This window comes from Achromobacter sp. RW408 (assembly GCF_003184165.1).
Taxonomy (GTDB): domain Bacteria; phylum Pseudomonadota; class Gammaproteobacteria; order Burkholderiales; family Burkholderiaceae_B; genus Achromobacter; species Achromobacter xylosoxidans.
The window spans coordinates 765,532-786,291 of record NZ_QHHO01000046.1; the positions used below are offsets into that span (position 1 = coordinate 765,532).

General features: G+C 68.8%; 17 protein-coding genes. 11 read left to right on the plus strand and 6 right to left on the minus strand.

Annotated elements, in window-relative coordinates:
- Window positions 1-10: 10 nt before the first annotated feature.
- Entirely contained in the window at window positions 11-1,450 is a 1,440-nt protein-coding gene (locus DK459_RS13675; protein ID WP_052102866.1) for an RNA polymerase factor sigma-54, read from the plus strand.
- 113 nt (window positions 1,451-1,563) lie between these two features.
- On the opposite strand, the gene DK459_RS13680 is transcribed toward DK459_RS13675, so the two are convergent.
- The 3 genes from DK459_RS13680 to DK459_RS13690 form a co-directional block, all read right to left on the minus strand.
- Complete coding sequence (locus DK459_RS13680) at window positions 1,564-1,917, minus strand: hypothetical protein (protein ID WP_006386061.1); 354 nt, start codon at window positions 1,915-1,917, stop codon at window positions 1,564-1,566.
- A gap of 139 nt (window positions 1,918-2,056) precedes the next feature.
- On the minus strand, window positions 2,057-5,071 hold the full coding sequence (locus DK459_RS13685) for a PAS domain S-box protein (RefSeq protein ID WP_110134815.1): 3,015 nt from the start codon (window positions 5,069-5,071) through the stop codon (window positions 2,057-2,059).
- Window positions 5,072-5,175: 104 nt separating this feature from the next.
- Window positions 5,176-5,889, minus strand: a complete 714-nt coding sequence (locus DK459_RS13690; RefSeq protein WP_052102865.1) for a DUF2325 domain-containing protein — start codon at window positions 5,887-5,889, stop codon at window positions 5,176-5,178.
- A gap of 301 nt (window positions 5,890-6,190) precedes the next feature.
- On the opposite strand from DK459_RS13690, the gene DK459_RS13695 reads away from it, so the two are divergent.
- Window positions 6,191-6,490, plus strand: coding sequence for a flagellar transcriptional regulator FlhD (locus DK459_RS13695; RefSeq protein ID WP_006384637.1), 300 nt, complete (start codon window positions 6,191-6,193; stop codon window positions 6,488-6,490).
- On the opposite strand, the gene DK459_RS13700 is transcribed toward DK459_RS13695, so the two are convergent.
- Window positions 6,426-7,715, minus strand: a complete 1,290-nt coding sequence (locus DK459_RS13700) for an MFS transporter (protein ID WP_080981605.1) — start codon at window positions 7,713-7,715, stop codon at window positions 6,426-6,428. The genes DK459_RS13695 and DK459_RS13700 overlap by 65 nt on opposite strands.
- A 104-nt stretch (window positions 7,716-7,819) precedes the next feature.
- Between DK459_RS13700 and DK459_RS13705 the strand changes: the two genes are divergently transcribed.
- Together DK459_RS13705 and DK459_RS13710 are read left to right on the plus strand one after the other, a co-directional pair.
- Entirely contained in the window at window positions 7,820-8,728 is a 909-nt protein-coding gene (locus DK459_RS13705; protein ID WP_006386065.1) for a LysR family transcriptional regulator, read from the plus strand.
- Between the two features lie 138 nt (window positions 8,729-8,866).
- Entirely contained in the window at window positions 8,867-10,513 is a 1,647-nt protein-coding gene (locus tag DK459_RS13710) for a mucoidy inhibitor MuiA family protein (protein WP_058207309.1), read from the plus strand.
- A gap of 34 nt (window positions 10,514-10,547) precedes the next feature.
- On the opposite strand, the gene DK459_RS13715 is transcribed toward DK459_RS13710, so the two are convergent.
- Entirely contained in the window at window positions 10,548-11,774 is a 1,227-nt protein-coding gene (locus DK459_RS13715; RefSeq protein ID WP_006386067.1) for an EAL domain-containing protein, read from the minus strand.
- Between the two features lie 201 nt (window positions 11,775-11,975).
- On the opposite strand from DK459_RS13715, the gene DK459_RS13720 reads away from it, so the two are divergent.
- Window positions 11,976-13,097, plus strand: a complete 1,122-nt coding sequence (locus DK459_RS13720; protein WP_006386068.1) for a 3-deoxy-7-phosphoheptulonate synthase — start codon at window positions 11,976-11,978, stop codon at window positions 13,095-13,097.
- Between the two features lie 12 nt (window positions 13,098-13,109).
- Here DK459_RS13720 and DK459_RS13725 read toward each other — a convergent pair whose 3' ends face one another.
- Window positions 13,110-14,345: an FAD-binding oxidoreductase gene (locus tag DK459_RS13725; protein WP_110134887.1), complete on the minus strand. Its 1,236-nt coding sequence runs from the start codon at window positions 14,343-14,345 to the stop codon at window positions 13,110-13,112.
- 128 nt (window positions 14,346-14,473) lie between these two features.
- Here DK459_RS13725 and DK459_RS13730 point away from each other — a divergent pair, with 128 nt between their 5' ends.
- The 6 genes from DK459_RS13730 to asd all read left to right on the plus strand — a co-directional run bounded on the left by DK459_RS13730 (window position 14,474) and on the right by asd (window position 20,552).
- Entirely contained in the window at window positions 14,474-15,076 is a 603-nt protein-coding gene (locus DK459_RS13730) for a GNAT family N-acetyltransferase (RefSeq protein ID WP_024068785.1), read from the plus strand.
- Between the two features lie 122 nt (window positions 15,077-15,198).
- Entirely contained in the window at window positions 15,199-15,705 is a 507-nt protein-coding gene (locus DK459_RS13735) for a hypothetical protein (RefSeq protein ID WP_006386071.1), read from the plus strand.
- 377 nt (window positions 15,706-16,082) lie between these two features.
- Entirely contained in the window at window positions 16,083-16,802 is a 720-nt protein-coding gene (locus DK459_RS13740) for a response regulator transcription factor (RefSeq protein WP_026383486.1), read from the plus strand.
- 12 nt (window positions 16,803-16,814) lie between these two features.
- The gene (locus DK459_RS13745) at window positions 16,815-17,696 is read left to right on the plus strand and encodes a CoA ester lyase (protein WP_006386073.1); all 882 of its coding nucleotides are present in this window, start codon (window positions 16,815-16,817) and stop codon (window positions 17,694-17,696) included.
- A gap of 204 nt (window positions 17,697-17,900) precedes the next feature.
- Window positions 17,901-19,535, plus strand: coding sequence for an ATP-binding cassette domain-containing protein (locus DK459_RS13750; protein WP_054447601.1), 1,635 nt, complete (start codon window positions 17,901-17,903; stop codon window positions 19,533-19,535).
- Between the two features lie 150 nt (window positions 19,536-19,685).
- The gene (gene asd, locus DK459_RS13755) at window positions 19,686-20,552 is read left to right on the plus strand and encodes an archaetidylserine decarboxylase (RefSeq protein ID WP_047990735.1); all 867 of its coding nucleotides are present in this window, start codon (window positions 19,686-19,688) and stop codon (window positions 20,550-20,552) included.
- Window positions 20,553-20,760 lie beyond the last annotated feature (208 nt).

Genomic DNA, 20,760 nt, shown 5'->3' on the forward strand with positions numbered 1-20,760 from the left:
GGGACACCCGATGCAAGAATTGCGCCTGCGCCAGCAGATGACGCTGGCTCCCCGGTTGCAGCAGTCCGTCAAGCTGCTGCAGATGTCGGCGCTCGAATTCACCACCGCCGTCGAGTTGGCACTGGCGAGCAATCCGTTTCTCGAGGAAGTCGAGGAGCAAGTGCCGGACCCGGCGCAGGACGCCACTGAACCCACCGCGCCACCCGTCGGCGATCCGTCCGAACCCGAAACACCAGCGGGCGAGACCACGCAGGTCACCCTGGAACCTCCCGCCACCACGCCCGAATACTCGGGCGACTATCCCGTTCCTTCCCGTGGCGACGGCGAAGACCACGACCTCAGCCAGTGGGCCAGCGCGCCCGTGTCGATGCGCGAAAAGCTGTCGCTGGAGCTGGGCAACTACCGGCTCGGGCCGCGCGACCGGTTGCTGGCCGAATTCATCATCGATGCGCTCGACGAGGATGGCTATCTGCGCACGCCGACCGCGAACCTGTGCAATGCCCTGAGCGCCGATTTCACCCCCCCGCCGGATGACAGCGAATGGCTGGCGGCGCTGCGCCTGGTGCAGCAACTGGATGTGCCGGGCCTGGCCGCGCGCGATCTGCCGGAGTGCCTGGCGCTGCAACTGGAGGCCGCGCCCGGCATCGACGCGTCGCTGCGCAGACTGGCGCTGGATATCGTGCGCGGGCAGATCGACCGGCTCGCCAAGAACGACGTCGCCGGCTTGCGGCGGGCGCTGAACTGCTCCGACGACGCGTTGCGCGAGGCCTGCGCGCTCATCCGCAATCTGGACCCCAAGCCGGGTCGCCGCTATGACGGGCAGGCGCCGGTCTATGTGGTGCCGGACGTGTTCGTCGACAAATGGCGCTCGCGCTGGCGCGTCGTGCCCAATCGCAGCGCGATGCCGCAGGCCCGCCTGCACCAGGTCTATGCCGACCTGTTCCGGCGGGCCCGGCTGGACGACCGCAGCCCCATGGCGCAGGAACTGCAGGAGGCCCGCTGGCTGGTGCGCAATGTGGAGCAGCGCTACACCACCATACAGCGTGTCGCCGAGGCCATCGTCAAGCGTCAGCAGACCTTCTTCGAATACGGAGAAGTGGCGCTGCGGCCGTTGATGCTGAAGGAAGTGGCGGATGACCTCGACATGCATGAATCCACGGTGTCACGCGCCACGGTCAGCAAGTACATGGTGACGCCCCGCGGCGTCTTCGAGTTCCGCCATTTCTTCTCGCGTGAGCTGGCCACCGACTCGGGCGGGACCTGCTCGGCCGCCGCGGTGCGCGCGCTGATCAAGGAACTGATCGAGGCCGAAGACCCCGCCATGCCCTTGTCCGACGTCGCCCTGGCCCAGCAACTGGCCGCCAACGGCATCGTCCTGGCACGCCGCACCGTGTCGAAGTATCGTGGCCAATTGCGCCTTCCTCCCGCTGAATTGCGACGCGCCCATTGACGGTCTTGTCGTGTTGAAACGCCACGCGGGGAGCGATCACGATCGCTCCCCGCGTGGCGTCCAGGGCCGACACGGCCCGCGCGCCCCGGGGGACGCGCGGGCCGCCGCCACATCTACTTGCTGCCGCCGGTGTTGGGATAGCCCGGAGGCGGCGTGGCGCCGGCCGCTGGGGTGCGCGGCACATTGTCATTGGCCTCGCTATTGCGGTTCGGCATTTCGCCGCTGCGCTTGTCCGAGGACGGCGTGGTACCCCGCTTGTCCACATTGGGCGGCATGCTCTGCGTGCTCGGCGTGGCATTCGGCGCCGGGGCGGCCTGGCCCGGCGGCACCGGCCGGTTCGGTTGCACGGCGGTGCCGTCATTCGGGGTGGTGGATGGCGCCGTGGGGCTGGCGGATTGCGCCCAGGCGGAGGAGCCGCCCAGACTGGCGGCCACGACGACGGCATAGGTCAACGCACGGATTTTCATGGGTTCACTCCTTGGTCAGGTTGCCCTGTTCCTGTAGCAATCCCCATTCCCGTGGCCCGGCGCCCGCGGACGGCGTCGCGCCAGCGGCAATTTTTACCGCCGCTTGAAACCCCGTCATGCCCCCTCACATGCAATCCGGTCATCGCGTCGGCAGGCGTGCGCCATCGGTATGCGCGCCGGAGGATTCCAGCATGCGTTGCACCCGCTGCGCCAGCGCATCCAGCGCGAACGGCTTGACGATCAGCTCCATGCCCGCGTCAAGGAAGCCCGAGCCCCGCGCGGCGCTTTCCGCATAGCCGGTCATCAACAGCACTTTCAGGCCGGGATGCGTGGCGCGCGCGGCGTCGGCCAGTTGGCGGCCATTCAGGCCGGGCAGCCCCACATCGGAGATCAGCAGATCGATATCGGCATGGGCGCGCAGCCGTTCCAGGCCCGTGTCGCCGTCTTCCGCCGCCAATACCCGCATGCCGAGCTCGGCCAGGCATTCGCAGACCATTTCGCGCACATTGGCCTCGTCCTCCACCACCATGACCACCGCCTGGCGCGCTCCGCCGGCCACGGGCCCGGCCGTGGGCGCCAACGCGGCCGGCGCGATCGTGACGCCTTCGAAGCGCGGCAGGAAAATGCTGACCGAGGTGCCGGCGCCCACCTGGCTTTCCAGGGTCACGATGCCCCCCGCCTGCTTGGCGAAGCCGTAGATCATCGACAGGCCCAGGCCCGTGCCCTGCCCCAGCGGCTTGGTGGTGAAGAAGGGATCGAAGGCATGCGCCAGCACGTCCGGCGTCATGCCACAGCCCACGTCGGTCACCCGCAGCTCGACGAACGCCCCGGGCGGTATGCCCGGATAGGGCAGCAGGAAGCTTGCGTCCAGCTGTGTGTTCGAGCCCGACACCGTCAATGTGCCGCCGTCAGGCATCGCGTCGCAGGCGTTGATCACCAGGTTCAGCACCGCGCTCTCGAACTGGTTGCGATCGCAGCGCACCGGCCACAGGCCGGGTTCCAGGTCGAAGACCAGTGACACGGCCTCGCCGGTATAGCGATGGAACAGGTCCACCATCGACTGCAGCGTGGCGGCCACCGCGAATGGCTGGGGGTCGATCGGCTGGCGCCGCGAAAACGCCAGCAGGCGCTGGGTCAGATGGGCCGCGCGGTTGGCCGAGTCCATCGCCACGCCGACAAACCGCGTCGCCTGCTCCGGCGTGCCCGCCGCCAGCTTGCGCTGGATCAGATACAGCGCGCCGGTGATCCCCTGCAGCATGTTATTGAAATCGTGCGCGATGCCGCCGGTGAGCCGGCCCACCGCCTCCATCTTCTGCGCCTGGCGCAACGCATTCTCGGTTTCCAGCAGCGTCTCGGCCTGCGATTTCAGGTCGGTGTCGTCACGGCCCGCCATGTACAGGCTGTCCTGCGCCCAGGACATGCTCCAGGTGATCCAGGCGTAGCTGCCGTCGCGCTTGAGGATGCGATTCTCCAGGTGCCGCACCCCCTGCGATGCCGGCGCGTGCCGGGCCTGCGCCAGCGCCGCGCGCGTGGCCTCGTAATCGTCCGGATGGATCTGCTGGCGCAATCCCATCGCCAGGAATTGTTCCGGGGTCCACCCCAGGATCGATCGCACCGCGGGATTCACGCTGGCATAGCGCCCCTGGCTGTCGATCACCGCGAGCAATTCCGGCGACAGGCGCCAGATGCGATCGCGCTCGGCGATGGCATGCTCGACGCGCTGCTCCAGCATGCGGGCGTACTGCGACCGCTCGACCGCGCCGCAGAGGCGCTCGGCCACCTCCTCGATGCAGGTGATATCGCCGCGCCGCAGATGGGCGCCGGGCGCCGGCCGGGCCACCAGCGCGCCGCCCTGGCGCCCCCAGCGGCCCATCGGCACCACGATGGCGGACGGCACGATATCTCCATCGGGCTGGGCCAGCAGCGGTTCCATGAACGCGGTGCGCCCGCCGCGCAGCGCCTCGCACAAGCGCTCGTCCAGGAGCATGGCGTCCGCCCCCGCCTGCATCGCGTCGCGGGCCGCCGGCGGCCGCCATTCGGTCGAGAGCACCGGTTCGGCCCCCTCCCCCGGCCAGTCCACCACCGCCACCAGGCCAAGCGCAAGGTGCTGGCCCAGGCTTTCGCAGGCAAGCTGCTCGATCGCCGACTGCTGCTGCAGTTCGCGCATGCGGTCGCCCAGCCCCAGCATGAAATTCTTGCGGTGCTGGCCTTCCCACAACTCCGCCTCGGCTGCCTTGCGCGCGGTGACATCCAGGAACAGCGCCATCATCTGGTTATCGCCCTGGCGCCGCGCGCGCGCCTCGTACCAGGCCTGGCGCGGCGCCGGCACGGCGAACTCGAACTGCGCGGGCACGCCACTTTCGACCACCTGCGCAAACGTGTCCAGGATCTGGTCCGGCACGCCGGGAATCATCTCGCGCAGCGTATGGCCGAGCGTATCGCCTTCCTTCATGCCGCTTTGACGCTCGAATGCCGGGTTGACCTCGATAAAACGGAAATCGACGATACGGCCTTGCGCGTCGCGCAGCGCCTCGCTCAGGAAGAACGCCTCCTGCATGCCCTCGAACATGGCGCGCCAGCGTTCGCCGCTGCGGCGCAGCGCGGTCTCGGTCAAGTGCCGCTCGATCGCCAGCGCGGCGCTGCGCGTGACCACGGCGATGGCGTCGATATCATCGGCCGTGGGAGAGCGCGGCGCCATGTAGTAGTTCGAAAACACGCCGAGCAGATGCCCATCCGCCGCCTTGATGGGCGTGGACCAGCACGCCCTCAGCCCGTGCGCCAGCGCCAGCGAGCGCCACCGCGCCCAGGCCGGGTGGGTGGCGATGTCCTCGACGTACACCGGACAGCCGCAATGCGCGGCCGCGCCCCACGAGGCCATCTGCGGCCCGATCGGCGCCGGATCGATCGCGGCATTGAACGCCGCCGGCAGGCTGGGCGCGGCGCCATGGCGCAGGAATGCGCCGGTTTCGTCGACCAGCGCGATCGAGGCGCGCAGTTCAACGCTGGATTGGGCCTCGATGGCGTGCAGCATGTGCCCCAGCACCTCGGCCAGCGGCACGCCGGCGGCAATGCGTTGCAGCATGACGCGCTCGTCCTCGAGCCGCGCGAGCGTGTCGGTCCAGGGATGGGATACGCGGTCTCGCTGGGTCAGCATGGAATCTCCTGCAGGGTTTCCAGACTGTATTGCGAGCACGCCGCAACAGCCGCAACCCTAGGTAACGCGGCATTACGGCGATATAGCAGGACCCAGGGGGGGACTCAGCGCGGCGATTCGGCGCTTTCGCGCGCCAGCCCCAGCGCCGTCAGCGCCTCGGGCTTGTCGACCAGCACGCATTGCTTGCCGGTGCGGGTGCAGTGGTCCTTCACGCGCCAATAGGCGCCGTGGCTGACGCAACCTGTCTGGCAGATGACCAGGTCCGCCGCCACCAGGCTGGCTTCGAGGGTGTCGCCATCGGTGCTTTCACCGCCGCAATGGCCCAGGTAGCGCCCCCCAGCCATTTCCACCACCTTTCGCGTCAACATCAGGGCCATGGCATCCTCGCCCACGCACAGCACGGATTTTTCGCGCAGCGTGGCCGCGGCGATGACCGCGGCAGGCACCGGCGGCTCCGCGGCGGAATCGAGCGGGCGGGCGCGCGCCTGGGCGGCACGGTCCTGCCAGGCCAGGCGCTCGCGCATCAGGTTCTGCACCCGCTCCATCAATTGCGCCACGCGCCGCGCCAGCGCCACGCGCCGGGGCAGCCCGGGGATCGCGCCCTCGAGCGCGGCGCGATCTTCCCGCGCCCAGGCCAGCGCCGTATCGCGCTGGATCACCGCCGCGCGCAGCTTGAAGACCTCGGCTTCCAGGCATTGGATGCGCTGCGCCTGGGCGCTCAGCAGGCGGCTGCAGCGCGCCTGGGCCTGGCCGTAGGCGACGAGCAAGGCCGCGTGTTCGCGGTGCAGCGAATTGGGCGCCTGGAAAGCTAGGGTCATCGGAGGCCTCTCGGAATGGCGGGCAACATGGCATCCGCGTGGGCGGCGCCGTCGACATGCGAGGCATTATAAATGAGAATGAGTCTGTTTACCGATATAACGATATCCCCCGCCCTGCTGCGGGAAATCCATTACTGACGGCCCCGGACCGCTTAAATATGATCAACGGACCATACCGGCACACAAGCCCGCGGCACGCAAGCCCGCCGGCTTGATCAGACGCCCCTCCAGGACGCTCGCGCCTTGTCTGTTCCCGGCCGCGGCCGCCTGGCCGCGGACTCAATGAAGTGAGGGGCACCCGATGCCGAGATCCGCCGAACTTCTGCGCGACATCCACGAAACCAATCTCATGTATCTGCTGCTGTTGCAGCGGATGGCGCGCACCGGCAACCTGCCGGCGCTGGCGGGCATGCAGATGTCGGTCCAGGCCTGCCAGTGGCTGGCCGCCCTGGGGCCGCAAGACCTGGCCCGCCTGTCCCGATGCAGCGTGGTGCTCGCCCAGTTGAGCCTCGAACCGCACCTGTTGCTGGCGGCCCTCAGTCAGGGCATGGACGCGACGCTGGCGGCCGAGGCGCCGTGCGCCAGTACAGCGCCGCGCTGATGACCAATGCCAACGCCAGCAGGCCGCCCGCCATGGCGGCCACGCCCGGCCAACGGCCATCGGTCCAGAAATGTCCGCCCAGCGAACCCAGCACACTGGAGCCGACGTAATACACCAGCAGGTACAGCGAAGCCGCCAAGGCCTTGTAGCCGCGCGACATCTGGCCGACCCAACCGCTGGCCACCGCATGCGCGGCGAAGAATCCGAAGGTGAACACCACGATGCCCGCGATCAGCAGCGGCAAGGCATCCGACAGGGTCAGCAGCAGGCCCGCCAGCGCCAGGCCGGTCGCGGCCGCCAGCATGGCGCCGCGTCCATGGCGATCGGCCAGGCGGCCGAAATAGGTGGAAGCGAAAATGCCGACCAGGTACACCACGAAAATGAAGCCGATGAACGTCTGGCTCAGCGAAAACGGCGGCGCCAGCAGGCGGAAGCCGACATAGTTGTAGACCGTGACGAACGCGCCCATCAACAGGCCGCCCATGGCGAACAGGCCGCATAGCGGGCCGTTGCGCAGATGCGCGCCGATGCCGGCGCGCACGTCGCCGGCCACGCCGGCCCAGCCGCGCGGGCGCCGCGGCGTGAAGCGCCGCGAGGCCGGCAGCAGCCAGATGAACAGCACGGCCGCCACCACGCCCAGCAGCCCCAGCGTGCCCAAGGCCGCGCGCCATCCGAAATGATCCGACACCAGGCCGGTGATGACGCGGCCGGAGAGCCCGCCGAAGGCGCTGCCGCTGATGTACAGCCCCATCGCGAAACCCAGCGTGTCGGGTTCGACTTCCTCGGCCAGGTAGGCCATGGCCACCGCCGGCACCCCGCCCATCGCCACGCCTTGCAGGGCGCGCAACGCCAGCAGGCTGTGCCAGTCGGGCGCGATCGCCGCCGCCGTGCCCAGGATGGCCGAGGCCAGCAGCGACAGCGCCATGATCCGCTTGCGCGGCAACGCCTGGGAAAACAGGCCGACCAGGAAGATGGCGATGGCTAGCAGGCCGGTACAGAGCGACAGCACCAGGCTGCTCTCGGCCGGGGACACACCAAAGGCCTGCGTGAACAGCGGCATCAGCGGCTGCACGCAATACAGCAGCGAAAAGGTCGAAAAACCGGCCGCGAACAGCGCCCATTGGGCGCGCCGCAGGGCCGGCGTGCCGCGCGCCAAGTAATCGGGCTGCGGCGCGGGGGACGCGGCGCCAGGGGTGGAGGCGGAAGCGGCGGAAGCAGTGGACATCGGGATTCTCGAAAAACACCGGGCAACGACCCGTGTGATCAAAGTAGACTTTTCCCCTGCATATGTCCAATATATGAAACCGGCACTCGCTATATTTAATAACGATGGAACTGAGACACCTGCGCTATTTCACCGTGGTCGCCGACGAGCTGCACTTCACCCGCGCCGCCGCGCGGCTGGGTATCGGCCAGCCGCCGCTGAGCCAGCAGATCCAGCAACTGGAGCGCGAGATCGGCACGCCGCTGTTCCTGCGCCTGCCGCGCGGCGTCGAACTGACCGAGGCCGGCGCCCAATTCCTGGAAGACGCGCGCGCCATCCTGGCCAGCGCCGACCGCGCCATCGACACGGCGCGCCGCCTCGGACGGGGCGAGCATGGCGCCATCACCGTCGGATTCACGGCCTCGGCCGTGTTCCATCCCTATCTGCCGCGCGCCATCCGGGCGTTCCGCGACCGCTATCCCGACGTGCGCATCAGCCTCACGGAAAGCAACACCATCAGCCTGCTGCGCGGCCTGCGCGAGAATGCCGTGGACGTGGCATTCGTGCGGCCGCCCTACGTGCTTGACCCGGAGTTCGAATCCGAGCGCGTGCTGGACGAACCGATGTTGATCGCCCTGCCTCCCGGCCATCCGCTCAGCCGCAAGCGCAGCGTGCCCATCGCCGCCCTCGCGGACCAGGATTTCGTGCTCTATCCGCGCCCGATCGGCGCCGGCCTGTACGATGCCATCCAGGGCGCCTGCCTGCGCGCCGGCTTCACGCCCCGCGTGATCCAGGAGGCGCCGCAGATGGCGTCCATCGTCAGCCTGGTGGCGGCGGGCGTGGGCATCTCGATCGTGCCGGCGGCCATGCGCCACATGGGCGCGCAAGGCATCGAGTACCGGCCGATCAAGGGCGATGCGCCTCATGCCTTGCTGGACATGGCCTACCGCCGCCACGACCGCTCCATCGCCGCGCGCAACGCGGTCCAGATGCTGCGGGGGCTGGCCCACCCGGAACACGCGGCGCCAGCGTGAAACCCGCCCGGTATCGCCTTGTCGCCTTTGTCACCTCCTGTAAACCCCGGCGGCGCGGCGCCCTGTAAATTGTCGCGCTATCGCCGCAGAGGCCCCCTGGCGGGGCCCGGCCGGCGCAACCCGCCCATAGGTGCACACGTGCAACGTACTCTCCTGGCTGTGGCCCTTGCCACGCTTCCCGGTCTGGCCGCGGCGGCCGGACTGGCCTCCTCCATCGGCGCCGTCACGGTCTACCAGGACCGCGCCGTGGTCACCCGCGCCGCCAGCAGCGACCTGCCGGCCGGCGAGCACGAGCTGGTGCTGGAAAAGCTGCCGGCCAGCCTGCAGGAAAACTCGCTGCAGGTGTCCGCCAAGAGCACCGGCCAGGCCACCCTGCTGGACGTGCGGGTGCGCGACGCCTTCCAGGCCGATACGCCCAACGACCGCGTCAAGCAGCTGGAAGATCAGATCCGCAAGATCGAGGGCCAGCAGGCCGCGCTCGACGACGAGGCGGCGGTGCTGGAGAACCAGCGCGAACTGGTGGCGATGATGCAACGGGGCGCCACCGAACCGGCCAAGGAGGGTCCGCGTCCGACCCTGGATGAACTGAAGGCGATCCAGTCGCTCAGCGCCGACACGCTCAACCGCGTGCTGGCCGGCCTGCGTCGTGTCGCCGAGCAACGCGAGGACCTGGAGCGCCAGTTGTCCGCCGCGCAAGGCGAATTGGGCCAGCTGCAGGGCCAGATCAACCGCCGCACCAAGACCGTCACGCTGCGCGTCAACCTGGCGCGCGCCGGCAAGCTCGACCTGAACGTCTCCTACGCAGTCGCCGGGGCCCGCTGGACACCCGCCTACGACGCGCGCCTGCGCCCGGCCGACCGCAGCGTCGACCTGGGTTATTTCGGCGTCATCCGGCAGAACACCGGCGAGGACTGGAACAACGTCAAGCTGACGCTGTCGACCGCGCAACCAGCCCTGGGCGGCGGCGCGCCCAAGCTGAATCCGTGGATCATCGACGTGGCGGCGCCGCCGCAACCTGTCAGGCCGATGCCGGCGACGGCCCCCGCGCCGGTCATGCGCAACGAATCTCGCGCGCGCATGAGCCCCAAGGCCAGTGCCGAGATGGCGGCCGACGAGGCGGCGTATGCGCTGGAAGACGTCAAGGACTCGACCGCCGCGGTCCAGTCGGAGGCCACCAGCGCGTCGTTCCAGATCCGCGCCCCGGCCACGCTGCCGTCGGACAACAGCGTGCAGCGCGTCGCCATCACCACCGCCAAGCTGCCCGCCACGCTGCAATACCAATCCACGCCGGCGCTGCGTGAGGCGGCCTTCCTGACCGCCCTGGCCAGCAACGGCACCGACTACCCGTTCCTGGCGGGCACGCTCAACACCTTCCTGGATGACGCCTTCGTCGCCGCCTCTTCCATGAAGACGGTGATGCCGGGCGAGAAACTCGAACTGGCGCTGGGCGCCGACGACGGCATCTCGATCAAGCGCCAGCTGGTCAATCGCTTCACCGAAAGCACCGGTTTTTCCGGCAACGGCAAGCGCGTGACCTACGAGTACAAGATCACCGTCAAGAACAACAAGGCCACCAAGGAACAGGTCACCTTCAAGGATCGCCTGCCGATCTCGCGCAACGAGAAGATCGAAGTCAAGCTGCTGTCGCCCGCCGAACGCGACATCAAGCGCGAGGACGACGGCGTGCTGGTCTGGAACTGGGAAATGGAACCGGGCAAGTCGCGCGACGTGGTGTTCAAGTTCTCGGTCGATCACCCGGGCGACATCGACGTGGCCGGACTCTGAGGACCGACCGTCTTCGCGGCTGCCGCCGGGGCGCTCATCGCCGGCGGCAGAACGCGATGAAATCGTCCGGCGGCAGCGGCACCGAAATCCCATAGCCCTGCGCCACCTTGCAACCGAGTTCGCGCAGCAACTGAATGTCGCGCTCCTGCTCGACCCCTTCGGCCACCACCCGGCGCCCCAGGACGCGCCCCATTTCGATGGCGGCCGCCACCACCGCGCGCGACGCCGGCTCGCGGTGCATGTGGACGATGAAATCGCGGTCGATCTTCAGTTCCGTGAACGGCATGGCCGAAAACAGCCGCATCGACGCAATGCCGGCGCCAAAGTCGTCCATCGCCAGCTCGAAGCCGCGCACCCGCAGCAGGTTCAGCGCCGACGACAGCGTCAACCAGTCGGTGACCGGCTCGTCTTCGGTAAGCTCCACCTTGACCAGGCGGGTCGGCAGGCCGGCCTGCGTCACGCGCGTTTCCAACGCGTCCGGCAGGCCGGGCGCGCACAGCGTCGAGGCCGATGCGTTGATCGCGATCGGCACCGCGATTCCCTCCGCGTGCATCGCCACCTGCACCTCGACCACGCAATCGGCAACGCGGTTGAACAGGGTCTGGTCCAGCCCCAGCCGGTGCGCGGCCGGCACGAAGTCAACGGCGGGAATGGCGCCCAACGATGGATGGGTCCAGCGCGACAGCGCTTCGGCCGCGACGGCGCGACCGCTGTCCAGGTCGACCTGCGGCTGCAGCACCACGCTCATGCCCTCGCCCGAACTCAGCGCATGGCCCAGTTCGGCCTCGATTTCATCGCGCCGCACGGCCGTCTGGCGCGGCGAAGCCGTCGTGCCGTGTTCGATGCTGTGCAGGGCCATTTTGACGGCATGCTGCATGGCGTTGCGCGAGACCGGCTTGGACAGCGCCAGCGACGACGGGCAGCCGCCCTGCAGCGCCAGCCGCACGTGCGACTGCAGCAGTTCGTCCGACAGGCTGCTGATCCAGATGATGGGCGGCATGCTCTTGAGCCGGCCTCCGTCGACCAGCTGGCGCAACTCGGTCGGCAGGCGCGTGCCGTCACCTTCGCCCATGACGATGTCGCTGATCACCACGTCGTAGGCCTGGCGCGCCAGCGCGCTGACGGCTTCGGTGCTGCTGCCCACGCCCGCGACCCGGCGATAGCCCAGCGCCAGCAGCATATTCTGCAGATAGGCCCGCTCCACGGGGTGGTCTTCCACCAGAAGGATCCGTCGGTTGGCACCGGCGTCGGTCTTGGGCATCGCGCACGTCCTCGGGATGTCGGCATGTCCCTCCATGCTACGGCATCTTCCGCGACTGTAGCGCCGGCGACGACGGGCTAGGTCCTATTGCGCCCCCGCGGCCGCCGATCGGCCTAGACCGTGGGGGACATAGCCCGGACGGACGAAGCCCGCCGGTGCGATAATGACGCTCTTTTCCGCATCTATGGCACGGAGCTTCCCTTGACCCGCATTGACGATCCCCTGCACGACCGCGAGGTCGGCACGGCCGACGCCACCCAGGACAACACCCGCACGGACGACACCCGCATCAGCGCCGTGCGGCCGTTGATTTCGCCCGCCCTGCTGCAGGACGAACTGCCGGTTTCGGCCGAGATCCAGACGCTGGTCGAAGACAGCCGCGCCCGCATCGCCGACGTGCTTCACGGCCGCGACGACCGCCTGGTGCTGGTGGTCGGCCCCTGCTCCATCCACGACCACGCCCAGGCCATGGAATACGCGCGCCAGCTGCGCGCCGCCGCCGACCAGTATCGCGATGACCTGCTGGTCGTCATGCGCGTGTACTTCGAAAAGCCGCGCACCACCGTCGGCTGGAAGGGCTACATCAACGACCCGCGCCTGGATGGCAGCTTCCGCATCAACGAAGGCCTGCGCCGTGCCCGCGAGCTGCTGCTGGACATCAGCGGCCTGGGCCTGCCGATCGCCACCGAATTCCTCGACCTGCTCAGCCCGCAATACATCGCCGACCTGATCGCCTGGGGCGCCATCGGCGCGCGCACCACCGAAAGTCCCAGCCATCGCCAGCTCAGCTCCGGCCTGAGCTGCCCGCTGGGGTTCAAGAACGGCACCGACGGCGGCGTGCAGATCGCGGCCGACGCCATCGTCGCCGCCAGCGCCAAGCATGCCTTCATGGGCATGACCAAGATGGGCATGGCCGCCATCTTCGAAACCCGCGGCAACGTGGACACCCACGTGATCCTGCGCGGCGGCAAGCAAGGCCCGAACTACGATGCGGCCAGCGTCGACGCCTGTTGCGCCGTGCTGCGCGCCGCCGGCCAGCGCGAACAGGTCATGATCGATTGCTCGCACGCCAATTCCAACAAGTCGCACCTGCGCCAGGTCGACGTGGCGCGCGACATCGCCGCCCAGCTCAGCCGCGGCGATCGCCGCATCACCGGCGTGATGATCGAAAGCCACCTCGAGGAAGGCCGCCAGGATCTCAAGCCGGGCCAGCCGTTGCGCCATGGCGTGTCGATCACCGACGCCTGCCTGGGCTGGGCCCAGACGCTGCCGGTGCTGGACCTGCTGGCGCAAGCGGTGCGCGAGCGCCGCGCCCACGCCTGAACCGGCGCCGCCTCAGCGGTTCAAGGCGTAAGGCGCCGGGTCCATGTCCGGCGCCTGCCCCGTCACCAGGCAGGCCAGCAGCTTGCCGGTCACCGGCCCCAGCGTGAAGCCGTGGTGCGCATGGCCGAACGCCAGCCACAATCCCGGATGGCGCGGCGCCGGGCCGATCACCGGCCGCATGTCCGGCATGCACGGCCGGCATCCCATCCAGGGCGTCTTCTCCACCGCGGCGCCCAGCGGCAGCAGTTGCGCCGCCAGCGCCCGGGTACGCGTCACCTGTACCGGCGTCGGCGCCGCGTCGCGCGGCGCGAACTCGGCCCCGGTGGTCAGGCGCAGGCCCAGCGTCATGGGCGATACCACGAAACCACTGTCGATATCGGCCACCGGCCGCGACAGCGCGGCGCCGCCCTCCAGCGCGAAATGCTGGTGATAGCCGCGCTTGACCGCCATCGGTATGCGATATCCCAGCGGCCGCAATACATCGGGCGACCAGGGGCCCAGCGCAACCACCACGTCGCGCGCCTCCAGCGGCCCCGTCGCCCCAAGCACCCGCCAACCGCCGGACACCGACTCCAGCGTGCGCGCATCCCCCCGCGCCAGTATGCCGCCGCGTTGCTGGAACAAGGCCGCGTAGCCGCGCGCCACCGCTCCCGGGTCCGATACATTGACCGGATCGCGCCAATGGATCGCGCCCACCAGGCGCGACGACAATGACGGTTCCAGCGCCGCCAGGCCCTGGCGGTCCAGCACCGCGTAATCCAATCCGTAGGCCGCCAGCGCGGCGGCCTCGGCGACCGCGCCATCGAGGCTGGCCTGGGTCCGCATGCCGTCGATCCAGCCATTGCGGCGGAACAGCCGGCCGATGCCGGCCGCGTCCTTGAGCGCGTCGTGCTCGGCCACGCTGCGCTCGATCAGCGGCAGCATGGCGGCGGCCGCCCGCGCCAGCCGGGGCGGCGCGGAATGCCACCAGTAGCGCAGCAGCCAGGGCGCGATGCGCGGCAGGAAGCGCGCATGGTAGCGGACGTCGGGCCGGCGGTTGCCGGCATAGCGCAACAGGCTGCGCCAGTCGCGCGGAAAGGCATAGGGAATGACGCTGGCGCGTTCGATCAGCCCGGCATTGCCGTAGCTGGTTTCCTCGCCCGGACCGCGCCGGTCCAGCAGGGTCACCGCGCGGCCGCGCGCCTGCAGATGCAGCGCCGCGCTCACGCCGACGATACCCGCGCCCAGGACTACCACGTCTGTTTTCATGCGCGGCATTCTGCGCCGCCGCGAGGGGTTCGGCAAGCCACGGCCGCGGGCGTAGAATCATCCGTCGCCCCGGGGAGGCCTGCCACGACGGTCCGCGCCCGACCCCGACGCGCTCACGGAGCCACGCCATGCCCGCCCCCGCTTCCCTTCAACCGGTCACGCTCGATGGCCAGATCGTGCGTCTGGAACCCCTGACGCTGGACCACGCGGGTCCGCTCGCGCAAGTCGGCCTCGATCCGGAACTGTGGCGGCTGCAGCCCGAACCGGTGGCGTCGGCCGCGGACATGCGCCGCTATGTCGAACGCGCCCTGGCGGGCCAGGCGGCGGGCGCCTGCCTGCCGTTCGCCATCGTCCGCCGCGCCGACGGCCAGGTCATCGGCACGACCCGGTACATGGATATCGCGCTACCGCACAGGCGCCTGGAGATCGGCGCCACCTGGCTGACACCCGCCAGCCAGCGCAGCGGCGCCAACACCGAAGCGAAATATCTTTTATTGCAGCACGCCTTTGAAACAATTGGTATCATACGCGTCGTATTCAAGACGGAGGCGGCCAATGTGCAATCGCGGCAAGCCATCCTGCGCATCGGCGGCGTCGAGGAAGGCGTGTTTCGCAAGCACCTGATCGCGCAGTCCGGACGCACCCGCGACATGGTCTATTTCGCCATCCTCGACGACGATTGGCCGGCCGCCAAAGCGCGCCTGCTGGCGCGCCTGCGGCGCGCGCCCTGAACGTCGCGGCGCTCGCTCTTTGTGGTTTCATCATGGCCGGCACTCAAGTTCCCGCGACTCGAGGCCGTTAACGCAGTACCGCGGGACGGGTTCTGCCCCTCCCCGCCCTTCTCAAGTCAGGTATGGATCGTTCTCCCCTCGCCCCGCCCGCGTCGCTCGGGCACAATCGCCGCAGCATCTTCATCTACACCGAAGAGCAACGGGGCAACCAGTTGGTCGAGTCGCCGGTCATCGGCATGCTGTCGGACGTCTCGGGTTCGGACAAGCTCGTCGTCGTGCGCGACCCGTTCAGCGGCATCAAATTCATCTACCGCGTCGACCACGAAAGCAACAACCTCGACGCGGCGGCCATTACTGAGCAGGACGAGTCTGCTTTCGATGGCAAGAACGCGGTGCAGATCAACTCCATGTCCTACAAACTGGGAACCGCGGAAAATGCGATGAAGCTGCTGCGCGGCAAGACCCAATGGATCCAGGACAAGGGCGCGGTGCTGTCGGTCCTGCTGCAGAATGCGGCCGCGCGCAAGACGCGATTCGCTCCGCCCCGCATCGAACGCGACCGCGTGCGCCGCGTGCCGCAGGGCGTGCCGGTCGAATACCTGGCGGACCCGCGAACGGGCGCCGAGTGATGGCGCCATGGCGGTGAACAACTTCCAGCCGCTGTTTTTTATCCACAGTTTCTGTGGATAAAAAAGTCGCCCGCGCACGGCTGCTGGCCGTTCCCGCCACGCGGCAGGGGCTGCGCATTTTTTGATCAGCCCCATTTCCTCGGCCGGGCCGGCCGCGTCGGGCGCGTTGCATCGCAATATGCGGCGCCGCCGCAACGGCGATAATGATATTCTCCGCGAAGCGCCTCGAGGGGACCACACCGGTTGGCGTGCCTTCCGGTCCGGCGCCCGCGCCCGGCGGACTCACCCACACCAATAAGAAGCCGTAGCATGAAAGGAGCGGAAAGCGTGTTTGCCCTTGGAGCGCCTCGAGCACAACCGCTAGCTTGTCCGGCGCCGTGACCATCATCATCGTCGACGATCACGGGGACTGGCGCGACACCATCGCCGAATTCATCCACGACCTCGGCCTGGGCGAAGCCATCCTCACCGCCGGATCGCTGGCCGAGCTGGACCAGTTGCTGCTGAGCGTCACGCCAGGCATCCTGGTGCTGGACGCCATGCTGCCGGACGGCGATGGCCTGGCGCGGGTGTCGCACTTGCGCACCACCTATCCGTCAATGGGCATCATCATGCTGACCGGCCGCCTGCTGAGCGAAGACAAGGTGTCGGGATTGAGCCTGGGCGCCGACCATTACCTCACCAAGCCCGTCAACCTGGCCGAACTGGGCGCGACGCTGGTGTCGCTGTCGCGACGCCTGCGGGTGGTGCCGGCCGCCGACCCCGAAGCCCCCTCCGCCGAGATCTGGCGCTTCGACCCGGCGCGCCGCATGCTGGTGTCGCCCAAGCGCGTCCACGTCGACATCACCGATACCGAAAGCCGCCTCATCGGCGCCTTGATCCAGGCCGCGCCGCTGCCGCTTTCGCGCGGCCGGCTGGTCGAGGCCCTTGGCGCCAGCGCCGAAGCCTACGACACGCATCGGCTCGATGCCCACATGCACCGCCTGCGCCGCAAACTGCGGGCGCAGGCGGGCGCCGACATGGGCATCCGCACGGTCTATGGCGTCGGCTACGTCTGCACCATGCCCGTGCAGATCGTTGGCAACCTCCAGTCCTGAACAATCGCCGCCATGCCACTGACCGCACGCCCTCGCCGTTCCGTCCTCTACATGCCTGGCGCCAATGCGCGCGCCCTGGACAAGGCCCGCGACCTCGACGCCGATGCGCTGATCCTCGACCTCGAGGACGCGGTCGCGCCGGACGCCAAGGCGCTTGCGCGGCAACAGGTGGTGGCCGCCCTGCGCGCCGGCGGCTACGGGCGGCGCGAATGCGTGGTCCGCATCAACGCCCTCGATACGCCATGGGGCCTGGACGATGCGCGCGCCATCGCGCGCGCCGGCGCCGACGCGGTGTTGCTGCCCAAGGTGCAATCTGCGGCCGAACTCGATGCGCTGGCGCGCGCCCTGGATGCTGCTGGCGCGCCGGCCACCTTGCCGCTGTGGGCCATGGCGGAAACGCCGCTGGGATTCCTGCGGCTCGACGCCATCGCCGGCGGCCATCCCCGCCTCGCCGCGATCGTGGTCGGCACCTCCGACCTGGTCAAGGACCTGCATGCGCGTCATACCCCGGAACGCCACGAAACCCTGCTGGCGCGCTCGCTGGCGGTGCTGGCGGCGCGGGCCCATGGCCTGGCGGTCCTCGATGGCGTGCACCTGGACCTGGACGACGACGCCGGCCTGGCCGCCGCCTGCAAGCAGGGGCGCGACCAGGGGTTCGATGGCAAGACACTGATCCACCCCAGGCAGATCGCAGCGGCCAATGCCGCCTTCGCGCCCACCGACGCCGAGCTGGCCAGCGCGCGCAGGCGATTGGAAGCCTGGCACGCGGCGCGGGCGGCGGGCCGGGGCGTGGCGGTGGTCGACGGCGCCCTGGTCGAGAACCTGCATGCGCGCGAAGCCGAACGCCTGCTGGCCCTGGCCGCCGCGATCGCCGGCCAACCGGATCCGGACTGAACACCACGCGGGGCGACGGTCCGCGCGGCCAGCTACAATAGCGGCCGCGATCGGATGGGCGCCCTGCCCCATCCGCCTGTCGCGCCTGGCGCGGCCCACCCTGCCACGCCGCCGGCGCGATTCCTCCACGGTTCCCCTTTTTGCGCCGCAGCTTGTGGCGGGAGCCTTGCCGCGCGCCCTGCGCGCCCTCCAGCCACACGATTCATGATCCGCTTCCAACAAGTTTCACTGATGCGCGGCGTCAAGCCCTTGTTCGACAAGGTCGACCTGCTGCTCAACCCCGGCGACAAGATCGGCCTGATCGGCGCCAACGGCGCCGGCAAGTCGAGCCTGTTCGGCCTGCTGCGCGGCACGCTGCACGCCGACCAGGGCGACCTCGATTATCCCGCCAGCTGGCGCATGGCCTACGTGGCGCAGGAAACGCCCGCGCTGGACCGTCCCGCCATCGAATACGCCATCGACGGCGACGTCACGCTGCGCAGGCTCGAAGCCGAGCTGGCCGTGCTGGAAGCGGAGCCCGAGAGCGCCGAGAACGGCCTGCGCATGGCCGATATCTACGCCGCGCTGGCCGACGCCGATGCCTACACGGTGCACTCGCGCGCCGAGCAATTGCTGACCGGCCTGGGCTTCACGCAGGCGCAGATGCAGCTGCCGCTCACCAGCTTCTCTGGCGGCTGGCGCATGCGGCTGAACCTGGCGCAGGCGTTGATGTGCCCGTCCGACCTGCTGCTGCTGGACGAGCCCACCAACCACCTGGACCTGGACGCCATCATCTGGCTGGAGGATTGGCTCAAGCGCTATCCGGGCACGCTCATCGTCATCTCGCACGACCGCGACTTCCTGGACGGCGTGGTCAACGTCATCGTCCACATCGACGAACGCAAGCTCAAGCGCTACTCGGGCAACTACTCGTCGTTCGAGCGCCAGCGCGCGGCTCAACTGGAACTGGCGCAGGGCATGATCGAAAAGCAGATGCGCCAGCGCGCGCACCTGCAATCCTTCATCGACCGCTTCAAGGCCCAGGCCAGCAAGGCGCGCCAGGCGCAGAGCCGCATCAAGGCGCTGGCCCGCATGGAAGAAGTGGCGCCGCTGCGCGCCGCGGCCGAGTTCTCGTTCGAGTTCCGCGAGCCGCTGCGCGCGCCCAATCCGCTGTTGACGATGGACAAGGTCAGCGCCGGCTACCGCAACACCGACGAGGACAGCGGCGTCACCTCCGACAGCATCATCGTGTCGGGCATCGACTTTTCATTGCAGGCGGGCCAGCGCCTGGGCCTGCTGGGCATCAACGGCGCCGGCAAGTCGACCTTCATCAAGACCATCGCCGGCGAGTTGCAGTCGCTGGCCGGCGAGACGCAGTTCAACAAGGGCCTGTCGATCGGCTACTTCGCCCAGCACCAGGTCGAGATGCTGCGCCACGACGAATCGCCGCTGTGGCACATGACCAAGATCGCGCCCACGGTGCGCGAACAGGAACTGCGCAACTTCCTGGGCAGCTTCAATTTCAACGGCGCCATGGCCACCAGCTCGATCGCGCCCTTCTCCGGCGGCGAGAAGGCGCGCCTGGCGCTGGCGCTGATCGTCTGGCAGCGCCCCAATCTGCTGCTGCTCGATGAACCCACCAACCACCTGGACCTGGAAACCCGCGAAGCGCTGACCACCGCGCTGGCGCAGTTCGAAGGCACGCTGGTGCTGGTCTCTCACGACCGCCACCTGCTGCGCGCCACCACCGACCAGTTCATCATCGTCGCCGACGGCCGCTTCAGCCCGTTCGACGGCGACCTGGACGACTACAAGGACTGGCTCTACAAGACCAAGCTGTCGGCCAAGGCCGCCGCCTGATCGGGCGCCGCCGCAAACACCTTCCGACAGGAGGTCCACTGGCGGGACGAACGCGTTACAATCGCGTCGTTTGCACGCCGGGCGCAGGCCTATCCGCGTCAACCCCAACCACGTCCCGCTGTCCGCGGGACGCGTTTTTTAGCGCCCTAGATGCCGATCAAAGACCAACTCTTCCTCGCCAGCCAATACCTCGCGCCGCATCACCTGGTGTCGCGCCTCTTCGGCTACGCCTCGGACTGCCGGGAACCCGCGATCAAGAACTGGATGATCTCGCGCTTCGTACGCAAGTACGGCGTGGACATGCGCGAAGCCGAGCAGGAAGACGCGCTGGCCTTCGATTGCTTCAACGATTTCTTCACCCGCGCCCTCAAGCCGGACGCCCGTCCGCTCGATGACGAGCCCGGCGGCGTGCTGTGCCCCGCCGATGGCGCCATCAGCCAGATGGGCGCCATCGAACATGGCCGCATCTTCCAGGCCAAGGGCCACAGCTACGGCCTGACCGAACTGCTCGGCGGCGACGCCGAACGCGCCGCGCCCTTCCAGGGCGGGGAATTCGCCACCATCTACCTGTCGCCCAAGGACTACCACCGCGTCCACATGCCGGTGGCCGGCACGCTGCGCGAGATGATCCATGTGCCGGGCCGGCTGTTCTCGGTCAACCCGCTGACCGCGCGCAACGTGCCGCGCCTGTTCGCGCGCAACGAGCGCGTGGTCTGCCTGTTCGACACCGAACACGGGCCGATGGCCGTGGTGCTGGTCGGCGCCATGATCGTGGCGTCGATCGAAACCGTGTGGGCCGGGCTGGTCACGCCGTACAAGCGCCGCGTCAAGGCGGTGCGCTACGACGACGCCGCGCGCGCGCCGATCCATCTGGCCAAGGGCGCCGAGATGGGCCGCTTCAAGCTGGGTTCGACCGCGATCGTGCTGTTCGGGCCGGACAGGATCCGCTGGGCCGACACGCCCTCGGTGCGTGGCCCGGTGCGCATGGGTGAATTGCTGGCGCTGCCGCGGGACTGAAACCGACGGCATGGGGCGGTTCGCGCGACTGCGCAAACCGATGAACGCGGCGGTTCGCACAGCGGCGCCGTGTTGTCCAAAAAAAGCGAACAGGCAACAGCGGTTTTATTCGCTTTATACGATCAGGCGGGCTGGGTAGATTGGAGGTTTTTCGCCTCCTCCAATGACTACGAGCGTCCTGCCCGCCCCCGCGTCCGCGACCCGCGCC